Source organism: Rhizobium oryziradicis, from assembly GCF_001939045.1.
Taxonomy (GTDB): Bacteria; Pseudomonadota; Alphaproteobacteria; order Rhizobiales; family Rhizobiaceae; genus Allorhizobium; species Allorhizobium oryziradicis.
This window is the reverse complement of the sequence record NZ_MKIM01000031.1, coordinates 69,197-81,689: the sequence shown is the minus strand read 5'-3', so window position 1 is coordinate 81,689 and position 12,493 is coordinate 69,197. Positions and strand designations below refer to the sequence as shown.

8 protein-coding genes are annotated in these 12,493 nt (G+C 54.8%); 5 read left to right on the top strand and 3 right to left on the bottom strand.

The window, feature by feature from the left end; genetic code table 11:
- The first annotated feature begins 51 nt into the window (after positions 1-51).
- Positions 52-792, top strand: a complete 741-nt coding sequence (locus tag BJF95_RS20330) for a LuxR family transcriptional regulator (RefSeq protein WP_075641318.1) — start codon at positions 52-54, stop codon at positions 790-792.
- 333 nt (positions 793-1,125) lie between these two features.
- Positions 1,126-4,584, top strand: coding sequence for a pyruvate carboxylase (pyc, locus tag BJF95_RS20325; protein ID WP_075641610.1), 3,459 nt, complete (start codon positions 1,126-1,128; stop codon positions 4,582-4,584).
- A 61-nt stretch (positions 4,585-4,645) separates the two neighbouring features.
- On the opposite strand, the gene BJF95_RS20320 is transcribed toward pyc, so the two are convergent.
- Both BJF95_RS20320 and acs read right to left on the bottom strand, forming a co-directional pair.
- The gene (locus BJF95_RS20320) at positions 4,646-5,089 is read right to left on the bottom strand and encodes a metallopeptidase family protein (RefSeq protein ID WP_075641317.1); all 444 of its coding nucleotides are present in this window, start codon (positions 5,087-5,089) and stop codon (positions 4,646-4,648) included.
- A 297-nt stretch (positions 5,090-5,386) separates the two neighbouring features.
- A complete protein-coding gene (acs, locus tag BJF95_RS20315) occupies positions 5,387-7,342 on the bottom strand; it encodes an acetate--CoA ligase (RefSeq protein WP_075641316.1) in 1,956 nt (651 codons plus the stop codon).
- Positions 7,343-7,680: 338 nt separating this feature from the next.
- On the opposite strand from acs, the gene BJF95_RS20310 reads away from it, so the two are divergent.
- Positions 7,681-8,379, top strand: coding sequence for a DUF1013 domain-containing protein (locus BJF95_RS20310; protein ID WP_075641315.1), 699 nt, complete (start codon positions 7,681-7,683; stop codon positions 8,377-8,379).
- A 114-nt stretch (positions 8,380-8,493) separates the two neighbouring features.
- On the opposite strand, the gene BJF95_RS20305 is transcribed toward BJF95_RS20310, so the two are convergent.
- Positions 8,494-9,153: a YggS family pyridoxal phosphate-dependent enzyme gene (locus BJF95_RS20305; protein WP_075641609.1), complete on the bottom strand. Its 660-nt coding sequence runs from the start codon at positions 9,151-9,153 to the stop codon at positions 8,494-8,496.
- A gap of 191 nt (positions 9,154-9,344) precedes the next feature.
- On the opposite strand from BJF95_RS20305, the gene leuS reads away from it, so the two are divergent.
- Together leuS and BJF95_RS20295 are read left to right on the top strand one after the other, a co-directional pair.
- Positions 9,345-11,972 (top strand): leucine--tRNA ligase, encoded by a 2,628-nt coding sequence (leuS, locus tag BJF95_RS20300; protein WP_075641314.1) that lies wholly within the window; start codon positions 9,345-9,347, stop codon positions 11,970-11,972.
- Positions 11,962-12,483, top strand: coding sequence for a hypothetical protein (locus BJF95_RS20295; RefSeq protein ID WP_139317584.1), 522 nt, complete (start codon positions 11,962-11,964; stop codon positions 12,481-12,483). The genes leuS and BJF95_RS20295 overlap by 11 nt, the downstream gene beginning before the upstream one ends.
- Positions 12,484-12,493: the final 10 nt, after the last annotated feature.

Here is a 12,493-nt window from a genome sequence, read left to right as displayed (position 1 = left end):
CTAATTAGAACAACATGATTTACTGACATAGGTCAGATCAAGGGGGTACTTGTGACGGTCAACCATCTTATACAGTTCATGGCTGTCGCACAGGGGTGCAGGAATCGTGAAGAGCTCATTGCCGAGCTGGAAAAGGTCCTTAGCGTTTATGGCTTCGAATATTACGGCGTGGTGCGCACACCAAAACCGGATCAAAACCCTTTAAGTCTGGTGCTGGCGGGTCGTTGGCCGGAAAAATGGCCGCAGATCTATGTGACCAAGAAGCTGATATTGATTGATCCTTCCGTGCGCTATCTGGCCCAGGCCCATCGCCCGTTCCGCTGGAGTGAGGCGCTGCCCGCGTTCAAGGATGACCCGCATTTCAAGCGCATGCAGAAAATGATGGCAGACGCCTATAAATTTGGTCTGGAGGAAGGCTATATTTTCCCAATCCACGGCCGCGGTGGCATTCTGGGCAATATGACAATCGGCGGGCGGCCGGTAGACTTGTCGGCAATTGAAATCATGCTGTTTGACGCCGTGGCGAAATGCGCCTTCTGGCGGCTGATGGAGCTGAACGGCGAAGCAGACGCTTTGAACAGCGCGCCCAAAGTGGACGTTCGCCTCACGCGCCGTGAACTGGAGATTCTCAACTATCTCGGCGAAGGCATGACCTCAAACGAAATGAGCAAGCTGCTCGAAATTTCGAATCATACCGTGGATTGGTATGTCAATGAATTGCAGGACAAGCTGAGCGCCAAAAACCGCCAGCACATGGTTGGACTGGCCATTCGGCTCGGATTAATTCACTAGAGTCTGTCAGGTTCAAATGGAACCTGACCCCTGCAAACATCCCCATCAGGCAAAAATGGTTTTCGGATCATCGAATGCGAAAACCAAAGCCTTTCGCTTATTGGCACAATTGCCTCCAAAGGCGCAGGCATCAAATATTATGCATCCTATAGGATTTATTATCGATACCGTTCAACTAATACGAGTTTAATGGTATATGCGATAAAAATGCCTCTTCATAGACGATGAATATTTTCTATGTTGCGTTGCGCAGAAATTGCGTATGTCCTTACAAACAGCTATCAATTCTTTTCGCAGACGCGAAAGGTTACGCCTGCTGCCGAGGAGGGTCTATTGTCTATTTCGAAAATTCTTGTTGCCAACCGTTCCGAAATCGCCATTCGCGTATTTCGCGCCGCCAACGAACTTGGCATAAAAACCGTCGCCATCTGGGCGGAAGAAGACAAGCTCTCCTTGCATCGCTTCAAAGCCGATGAAAGCTATCAGGTTGGCCGTGGCCCGCACCTCAAGCGCGATCTTGGACCGATTGAGAGCTATCTCTCGATTGAGGAAATTATCCGCGTTGCCAAGCTTTCCGGGGCCGATGCTATCCACCCCGGCTATGGTCTTCTCTCGGAAAGTCCAGAGTTTGTTGACGCCTGCAACGATGCAGGTCTGATTTTTATTGGCCCAAAGTCTGAGACCATGCGGCGATTGGGCAATAAGGTTGCTGCCCGCAACCTGGCCATTGAAATCGGCGTTCCCGTGGTTCCGGCCACAGAACCCCTGCCAGAGGATATGGCCGAGGTTGCCAAAATGGCCGCCGAGATTGGCTATCCGCTGATGCTGAAAGCGTCGTGGGGCGGCGGCGGCCGCGGCATGCGCGTGATCCGCAGCGAAGGCGATCTGGCGAAAGAAGTAACGGAAGCCAAGCGCGAAGCGCAGGCCGCGTTTGGCAAGGATGAAGTCTATCTTGAAAAGCTGGTGGAACGCGCCCGCCACGTGGAAAGCCAGATTCTCGGCGACACCCATGGCAATGCCGTGCATCTTTTTGAGCGCGATTGCTCGGTGCAGCGCCGCAATCAAAAGGTGGTCGAGCGCGCGCCTGCTCCTTACCTCAACGAGACCCAGCGGCAGGAACTGGCCGATTATTCTTTGAAAATTGCCCGCGCCACAGGCTATATTGGTGCTGGTACCGTCGAATATCTGATGGATGCCGACACCGGAAAATTCTATTTCATCGAGGTCAATCCCCGTATTCAGGTGGAGCACACCGTCACGGAAGTGGTGACTGGCATTGATATTGTCAAAGCACAGATTCACATTCTCGATGGCTTTGCCATTGGCACACCTGAATCGGGCGTGCCCAAACAGGAAGACATTCGCCTGCACGGCCATGCGCTGCAATGCCGCGTGACCACGGAAGATCCCGAGCATAATTTCATTCCCGATTATGGCCGAATCACTGCCTATCGCTCTGCCGCCGGTTTCGGAATCCGGCTCGATGGTGGCACCGCCTACACCGGCGCGATCATTACCCGGTATTATGATCCACTTCTGGTCAAGGTCACAGCCGCTGGCAGCACACCGCAAGAGGCCATCAGCCGCATGGACCGGGCGCTGCGCGAGTTCCGTATTCGCGGCGTGGCTACCAATCTAACCTTCCTTGAAGCCATTATTACCCATCCGAAATTTCGCGATAACACCTACACCACCCGGTTTATCGATTCGACACCGGAACTGTTCTCGCACGTCAAGCGCCAAGACCGCGCCACCAAGCTGTTGACCTATCTGGCCGATGTCACCGTGAACGGCCACCCGGAAACCAAGAACCGGCCAAAGCCATCGGAAAAGGCCGCAAAGCCTGTGCTTCCCTACATTGAGGGGACCATTCAAGACGGCACCAAGCAAAAGCTCGATGCCCTGGGTCCAAAGGGCTTTTCCGAATGGATGCGCAATGAAAAGCGCGTGCTGATCACCGATACCACCATGCGCGACGGCCACCAGTCCTTGCTGGCCACCCGCATGCGCACCCACGATATTGCCCGGATTGCGCCAATTTATGCACGCGCGCTTCCCAATCTGTTGTCGCTGGAATGCTGGGGCGGTGCCACCTTTGACGTGTCCATGCGCTTTTTGACGGAAGATCCGTGGGAGCGTCTGGCGCTGGTGCGCGAAGGAGCACCAAACCTGCTGTTGCAAATGCTGCTGCGCGGTGCCAATGGCGTGGGCTACACCAATTACCCGGATAATGTTGTTAAATATTTCGTCCGACAAGCAGCCAAGGGCGGCATTGATCTGTTCCGCGTGTTCGATTGCCTCAATTGGGTCGATAACATGCGCGTCTCCATGGATGCCGTGCAGGAAGAAAACAAGCTGTGTGAAGCAACCATTTGCTACACCGGCGATCTTCTCAACAGCGCCCGGCCCAAATACGACCTGAAATATTATACCAATCTGGCGGTAGAGTTGGAAAAAGCCGGTGCCCATATCATTGCGCTGAAAGATATGGCCGGATTGCTCAAGCCTGCGGCGGCACGGGTGCTGTTCAAAGCGCTGCGCGAGGCCACCAGCCTGCCTATTCACTTCCACACCCATGACACCTCCGGCATTTCGGCCGCCACCGTGCTGGCGGCCATTGATGCGGGCGTGGATGCCGTGGATGCGGCCATGGATGCACTGTCTGGCAATACATCGCAGCCTTGCCTTGGCTCGATTGTCGAAGCGCTCAACGGCACTGAGCGGGAATCCGGCCTTGATCCCGAATGGATCCGCCGCATTTCCTTCTATTGGGAAGCCGTGCGCAGCCAATATGCGGCCTTTGAGAGCGATCTCAAAGGCCCGGCATCGGAAGTCTATCTGCATGAGATGCCAGGCGGCCAGTTTACCAATCTCAAGGAGCAGGCACGGTCTCTTGGCCTTGAAACCCGCTGGCACGAAGTGGCGCAGGCCTATGCCGACGCCAACCAGATGTTTGGTGATATCGTCAAGGTCACACCATCTTCCAAGGTGGTCGGTGATATGGCGCTAATGATGGTAGCGCAGGATCTGACAGTCGAGGATGTTCAAGATCCGCAAAAGGACATTGCCTTCCCGGATTCGGTTGTCTCCATGCTGAAGGGTGATCTTGGCCAACAACCAAGTGGCTGGCCGCAGGCCCTGCAAAAGAAAGCCCTCAAGGGTGAGCAGCCTTACACGGTCCGCCCCGGCTCACTGTTGAAGGAAGCCGATCTTGAGGCCGAGCGCAAGGTGATCGAAGACAAGCTGGAACGCCCCGTCAATGATTTCGAATTTGCCTCCTATCTGATGTATCCCAAGGTGTTCACAGATTTTGCTCTGGCCTCGGATACCTATGGTCCGGTTTCCGTTCTGCCAACGCCCGCTTACTTCTATGGCATTGCCGATGGCGCGGAATTGTTTGCCGAGATTGAGCGCGGCAAAACGCTGGTGATTGTCAATCAGGCGTCGAGCGCGCCGGATGCCCAAGGTCTGGTCACGGTGTTTTTTGAGCTGAACGGCCAGCCACGGCGCATCAAGGTGCCGGATCGCAGCCAGGCGGCAACAGCGGCTGTGCGGCGCAAGGCAGAGGCTGAGAACACTAACCATGTCGGTGCGCCGATGCCCGGTGTGATCTCGCGGGTGTTTGTCTCAAGCGGCCAGCAGATCAAGGCAGGCGATGTGCTGCTCTCGATTGAAGCCATGAAGATGGAAACGGCGCTACATGCCGAAAAAGCTGGCAAGGTGGCAGAAGTGTTGGTGAAAAACGGTGATCAGATCGACGCCAAGGATCTGTTGATCGTGATTGAAGGATAAAACACAAAAGCGCCGCTGTTTCGAATGAGACAGCGGCGCTATTTCAAGAACCTTGATCCTATCAGGAATGATCACCCAACGGTGAATCATCGTTTTCCTCAATCCGCTCCATGTCATCGTCGGAAAGGCCGAAATGGTGGCCAATCTCGTGGATCAGCACGTGGGTGACGATGTCGCCCAAGGTTTCGTCATTTTCGGCCCAGTAATCGAGAATAGGTCGGCGATAGAGAATAATCTTATTGGGCAAATCGCCCGTGTCCATGGTGAAACGCTCCGACAAGCCCTGACCTTCAAACAGGCCAAGCAAATCGAAAGGTGTTTCCAATGCCATGTCTTCAAACACATCATCCGTTGGAAAATCAGCCACTTCGATGGTGAGATTACCGGTCAGATCCCGAAATTCTTTCGGCAAGGTGCCAAAAGCCTCGATCGCAAGGGATTCGAAGGTGCTAATGGTCGGCGCATGCTTTTCGCGCCAGTCATCGGATTGATCGATCCGGGCCATGGAAACTCCTGCTACAGCATATCGCTCACAAACGTGCAGATGTTTGCGAAAACGGCATGCTTACAATCAATAGCTTATCTCACCTTGCCGAGGCTGAGGCGCGAAAACTACCCTAAGAGTTCTCCATATAATCTCTTTACACCCATATTACGAGTACCATTCCCACTCTGCCCTGTGTCAATTGAGTATAACGGCCAAAGGCCGCTGAGAAAGGCAATTGGGAAAAGAGCAGTAGCCATTTGAAAAAGGGACGGGCGCATACCCATCCCTTCCCCTCTTGCCAAGCTTATCCCGTGATCAGGCATTGATCTTGTTTTGGCGGTTGGCGATCAGATCATCCACAACGCCCGGATCGGCCAATGTGGATGTATCCCCCAAGGCACCAAAATCATCTTCTGCGATTTTGCGCAGAATTCGACGCATGATTTTGCCCGACCGGGTTTTGGGCAGTCCCGGTGCAAACTGGATCTTGTCGGGTGCTGCAATTGGCCCAATCTCGGCGCGTACATGCTTGATCAGGGTTTGCCGCAGCTCCTCATTGCTCTCATGACCCGCCATCAGCGTGACATAGCAATAGATGCCCTGGCCCTTGATGGCATGGGGATAGCCCACCACGGCGGCCTCAGACACAAGATGATGCGACACTAGTGCTGATTCAACTTCGGCAGTACCGAGACGGTGGCCCGATACATTCAGAACGTCATCCACACGGCCCGTGATCCAGTAATAGCCATCCTCATCGCGACGGCAGCCATCGCCGGTGAAATATTTCCCCTTATAAGTCGAGAAATAGGTCTGCACAAACCGGCTGTGATCGCCATAGATCGTGCGGGCCTGACCCGGCCAGCTGTCGGTGATGCACAGATTGCCATCGGCTGGACCGTCCAGCATATTGCCTTCATTATCAACCAGTTGCGGCTTGACACCAAAGAAAGGCCGCGTGGCCGATCCGGGTTTCATATCGGTTGCGCCGGGCAGGGGGCTAATCAAAATACCGCCGGTTTCCGTCTGCCACCAGGTATCGACAATCGGGCAGCGCTTCTCGCCCACCACGTTGTAATACCATTCCCAGGCTTCCGGATTGATCGGCTCACCCACCGATCCCAGCAGGCGCAAGGAAGACCGCGAAGACCGCTTCACAAACTCATCACCGGCCCCCATGAGGGAACGAATGGCGGTGGGAGCCGTGTAGAAAATATTGACCTTATGCTTGTCGACAATTTCCCAGAACCGCCCCTGATCGGGAAAATTCGGCACACCTTCAAACATCACCGTGGTAGCGCAATTGGCCAGCGGCCCATAGACGATATAGGAATGGCCCGTCACCCAGCCCACGTCGGCCGAGCACCAGAACACTTCACCATCCTTGTAATCAAACACATATTCGTGGGTCATGGCGACGTAGACAAGGTAGCCGCCCGTGGTGTGCAACACGCCTTTGGGCTTGCCGGTGGAGCCAGAAGTGTAGAGAATAAACAGCGGATCTTCCGCCTTCATTTTCACTGGCGGGCATTCCGGCTTCACCTTGGCGACTTCCTGATGATACCAAAGATCGCGACCCGGTGCCCAGCCAACCTTGCCGCCGGTGCGGCGCACCACCAGAACCTTGTTGACGATCACATATTGCTTGGCAGCAATATCAATGGCGATGTCGGTGTTTTCTTTCAGCGCCACAGGCTTGCCGCCGCGCACGCCCTCGTCACAGGTGATCACAAAGGTCGATTCACAATCGACAATGCGGCCAGCGAGAGCTTCGGGCGAAAAGCCGCCAAACACCACCGAATGCACAGCGCCAATGCGCGCGCAGGCCAGCATGGCATAGGTCGCTTCCGGCACCATGGGCATATAGATGGTGACGCGATCACCCTTTTTGACGCCATTGGCTTTCAGCACATTGGCCAGGCGGCAGACATTTTCATAAAGCTGATTATAGGTGATGCGCTTGTCGATATAGGGATTATCCCCTTCCCAGATAATGGCCGTGCGCTCACCATGGGTTTTCAAGTGCCGATCAATGCAGTTGTAAGACACATTGGTCAGGCCATCTTCAAACCACTTGATGGAGACCTTGCCTTTGAAACTGGTGTTCTTGGCCTTGGTGTAGGGCTTATACCAATCAATGCGCTTGCCATGCTTGGACCAGAACTTCTCAGGCTCTTCGACACTTTCTTCGTACCATTTCAGATACTTGTCACTGTCGATCATCGCCTGGGCTTTGGCCGATTTCAAAACGGGATAAATCTTGGCCGACATCGCAATCCTCCTCATATGATTTAGCCCGAAAGGGCTTGCGGAGATCTCCACGCTCTCCGAATTATGCCTTGATGCACAGGCGAATTTGCCACGCCATGGTCATGCTTGCTCACCCATGTAGAGCATGATGCCTTGGCAAAATCACGTCACACTTTCGTACATCCTCGAATGATTCATAGCAGTTCAACGCATTGCATCAATTAGACGAAGGTCATTTCTGCTGCAAAGAATTGCATTTCTGCGACAATAAGAGTATGAGAAGACCGAATTCCCGGAAATTGTGGTTTGATCCACGGCCCGCGACACCCGCCGCGGACCTACAGAAGGATTGTAAGTTCATGGCCCAAACACTGCTCATGCCCAAGGCAACAGCTGTATGGCTCGTCGACAACACGGCGCTGTCATTCGATCAGATTGCCCAGTTCTGCAAAATGCACCCGCTTGAAATCAAGGCAATTGCGGACGGCGAAGCAGCGACAGGCATCAAGGGGCTTGATCCGATTTCGACAGGCCAGCTCTCCCGCGATGAGATTGCCCGCGCCGAAAAAGACATCAACTATAAGCTCAAAGTCTCAGAGCCAAAGGTGCGCGTGCCAGAATCCAAGCGCCGCGGCCCACGCTACACACCAGTGTCCAAGCGTCAGGACCGCCCCAATGCCATTCTCTGGCTGGTGCGCAATCATCCTGAACTGAAAGACACGCAGATTTCGCGCCTGGTTGGCACCACCAAGAGCACCATCGAGCAGATCCGCGAGCGCACCCACTGGAACTCCACCAACCTTGCACCGATGGACCCGGTCACGCTGGGCCTGTGCAGCCAGATTGATCTGGATATGGAAGTTGAAAAGGCCTCCAAGGGCCGTCCTCTGCCAACGGCCGCCGAACTGGGCGCCACATTGCAGGCAGCGTCTGCCACCGAACATCTCGATTTCTACGCGCAGGAAGAAGAGAAGGAAATCGACGCCAACGCCGTATTTGCCAAGCTCAAGTCGCTGTCTTCCGACCGCAAGGATGAAGAGGAAGACGATCAGTTCTGATTGTTTTCGATTCATAAAACTGAAATATCAAAAAACCCCGGAAGCCATGGCTCCGGGGTTTTTCTTTGATGCTCAGGCCGTCGCCTTTTTATTCTATATTACTTATAAACAAAATCAACGGTTGCCAAATATAGCAGACCCAACCCTGACGCTTGTGGCACCAAAAGCAATGGCCGTCTCGTAATCACCCGACATGCCCATGGACAATTTGCCAACACCGCATTGCTGTGCAAGCTTTTCCAGCAGCGCAAAATGAGGGCCGGGGTTTTCATCGGCTGGCGGAATACACATCAGGCCTTCAATGGAAAGCCCAAGCTCTTTTCGGCACATCTCAACGAAAGCAATGGTTTCGCGGGGATCAATCCCGGCCTTTTGTGGCTCAAGCCCGGTGTTGACCTGCACGTAAAGCAAAGGGGTTTTTCCCTGCTTTTTCATTTCATCCGCCAGTGCGCGGGCAATTTTTTCACGGTCCACCGTTTCGATCACGTCAAACAGCGCAACTGCATCGGCGGCCTTGTTGGATTGCAGGGGGCCAATCAGATGCAGCTCAATTCCGACTGTCTCGGATTTCAGCTCTGGCCATTTTCCCTGTGCTTCCTGCACCCGGTTTTCACCAAATACCCGCTGGCCCTGGGCAATCACAGGCCGGATATGGTCAGCATCGAAGGTTTTCGACACGGCAACCAATTGCACGGCCTCCGGCTTGCGATCTGCCTCTTTTGCAGCTTGCGCAATATTGGCCTTCACCTCGGCCAGTCGTTCTTCAATCGTCATCATCCAAACCCATCTTGTCTCATTCCATGCTGTTTTCACGATAGCCGAGAAGAAACACAAGAGCCAGAGCCGCAAGCACAGGCAGGAAAAAGGCTTGTTCAAGCCCAAAACCTTGACGTTAGGCTTGTTTCATGATGAAGGTCCAACCAAATTTGACACCAAAGATACAGATTGAATCCGGACGCACATTGATGAGCACAGAACGTTACAATCCGCGCGATACAGAGCCTCGCTGGCAGGAAAAATGGGCTGAGGCCAAGGTCTTTGAAACCGACAGCAAAGACCCGCGCGAAAAATATTATGTCCTCGAGATGTTTCCCTATCCATCGGGCCGCATTCACATTGGCCACGTGCGCAATTATGCGCTGGGCGATGTCGTTGCCCGCTATAAACGCGCCCGTGGTTATAATGTTCTGCATCCGATGGGCTGGGATGCCTTCGGCATGCCGGCCGAAAATGCCGCCATGCAAAACAATGTCCATCCCAAGGATTGGACCTATCAGAATATCGCCGCCATGCGCGCGCAACTGAAATCCATGGGCCTGTCTTTGGACTGGACCCGTGAATTCGCCACCTGCGACGTGGAATATTATCAGCAGCAGCAGCATCTTTTCATCGATATGATGGAAAAGGGCCTGATCTATCGCAAACAATCCAAGGTCAACTGGGATCCGATTGACAACACCGTTCTGGCCAATGAACAGGTGATTGATGGCCGCGGCTGGCGCTCTGGCGCGCTGGTTGAGCAGCGCGAGTTGACGCAGTGGTTCTTTAAGATCACCGATTTTGCCCAAGACCTGCTGGATGCCCTGGACACGCTGGATCAGTGGCCGGAAAAAGTGCGCCTGATGCAGAAAAACTGGATTGGTCGCTCTGAAGGCCTGACGGTTCGTTGGGCTTTGGCCGGAAAGGCTCCAGAAGGCTTCTCTGACGTTCAAGTCTACACCACCCGTCCTGACACCTTGTTTGGTGCGTCTTTCCTCGCCATCGCTGCAGACCATCCGCTGGCCAAGGCCGTGTCCGAGAGCAACGAAGCCGTTGCTGCTTTCTGTGACGAATGCCGCCGCGCCGGCACCTCGCTGGCAGCACTCGAAACCGCCGAGAAAAAGGGCATCGACACCGGCATTAAGGTCAAGCACCCGCTGGACCCTGCTTGGGAGCTGCCCGTCTATGTCGCCAATTTCGTGCTGATGGATTACGGCACGGGCGCCATCTTCGGCTGCCCGTCTGGCGACCAGCGCGACCTTGATTTCGCTCGCAAATATGATTTGCCCGTTGTGCCTGTTGTCATGCCAAAGGATGGCGATGCAGCCAGCTTCACCGTCGGCGACACCGCCTATGTCGAAGACGGCGTGATGATCAATTCACGCTTCCTCGACGGCATGACCACCGATGAAGCGTTTGAAACAGTGGCCAGTAAGCTCAGCGCTGAACAGCTGAATGGTGCCCCGGTGGGCGAACGCAAGGTCAATTTCCGTCTGCGCGACTGGGGCATTTCGCGCCAGCGTTATTGGGGCTGCCCAATCCCGGTCATCCATTGCGAAGACTGCGGCGTGGTGCCGGTGCCCAAGGCCGATCTGCCGGTCAAGCTGCCCGATGATGTGACATTCGATGTGCCCGGCAATCCGCTGGATCGCCACCCCACCTGGCGTTTTGTTGCCTGCCCCTGCTGCGGCAAGCCTGCCCGGCGTGAAACCGACACCATGGATACGTTCGTCGATTCCAGCTGGTATTACACCCGCTTCACGGCACCAAACGAGGCTAATCCGACCGATCCGGCCATTGCCAACCATTGGCTGCCAGTCGATCAATATATCGGTGGTATTGAACACGCGATCCTGCATCTGCTCTATTCGCGTTTCTTCACCCGCGCCATGCGCGAAACCGGCCATGTGGCGGTGAGCGAGCCGTTCAAGAGCCTGTTCACGCAGGGCATGGTGGTGCATGAAACCTATCGCTTAGGCGAGGGCGCAAATGGTCATTGGGTTGCGCCCGCTGACATTCGCATTGAAGAAAAAGACGGCGTCCGCAAGGCCTATCTTTTGAGCTCCGACGAAGAAGTCACCATCGGCTCAATCGAGAAAATGTCGAAGTCGAAGAAAAATGTCGTCGATCCCGATGATATTATTGCCTCCTATGGTGCTGATACCGCGCGTTTCTTCGTGTTGTCTGACTCTCCGCCAGACCGCGACGTGATCTGGTCTGAGGCCGGTGTCGAGGGTGCGCACCGCTTCGTGCAGCGCGTCTGGCGCCTGATCTCGGAAGCGGCAATCCATCTCTCGGCTGTTGCGGCAAAGCCCGCGCTGGATGGCGAAGGCAAAGCCGTGTCTCAGGCTGCGCACAAGACGCTGCAAGCGGTGCAAGCCGATCTTGATAAACTGGCCTTCAACAAGGCTGTGGCGCGCATTTATGAGCTGGTCAACACCCTTGCCAACCCACTCACCAAGGTGGCTGCTGGCACGGCCGACGCAGCCTTTACTGCTGCCGTGCGCAATGCCACCGAAATCCTGATCCAGATCGTTGCCCCCATGACACCGCATCTAGCGGAAGAATGCTGGAGCGTGTTGGGCAATCAGGGTCTGGTGGCCAAGGCCGACTGGCCGGTGTTTATCGCTGATCTCGTGGCTGAAAACGATGTCATGATGCCGGTGCAAATCAATGGCAAGAAGCGGGCTGAATTGACAATCGCGCGCGATGCAGATCAAAATACCGTCAGCCAAGCGGCGCTTGATCTGGATGCCGTCAAAGCCGCTCTTCAGGGCCAAAGCCCGAAGAAAATTATCGTGGTTCCGCAGAGGATTGTGAACATTGTCGTTTGATTCACGCAACACTATCACCCGCCGTGCCATGCTGATCGGCACGGCCGGTCTTCTTGGTGGATTGGCAAGCTGTCAGGTTCGCCCTCTCTATAGCGAAGCCAAAGGCACACGCCGCTTGATGGCATCCATTGCCTTCTCCGATGCGACAGATCGCGTCGGTCAGGTTGTGCGCAATCGACTGATTTTCCTGGCCGCTGGCGGCCAAGGGGAGCCTGCGCATCCGGAATATATTGTCAATTTGAACGTCAGCACCAGCGTCAGCGAAGTGCTTCCGGACCAATCAACCAACACGCTTAGCGCGGGTCGCGTTGTTGTGCGCGGCGATTATGTGCTTAAAAAAGCCAAGGAAGGCACCGTTCTGCGGATTGCCCATCGGCAATCGGTGGCACTGCTGGATTTCCCCGGCCAGGAATATGCAAAGCTTCGGGCAATCCGCGATGGCGAAAACCGTGCCGCCAACGAGTTGGCTGAGTTGATCTCAGCGGATCTCGCTGCCGTGCTGACCCGCTAAGCGCGAGAGT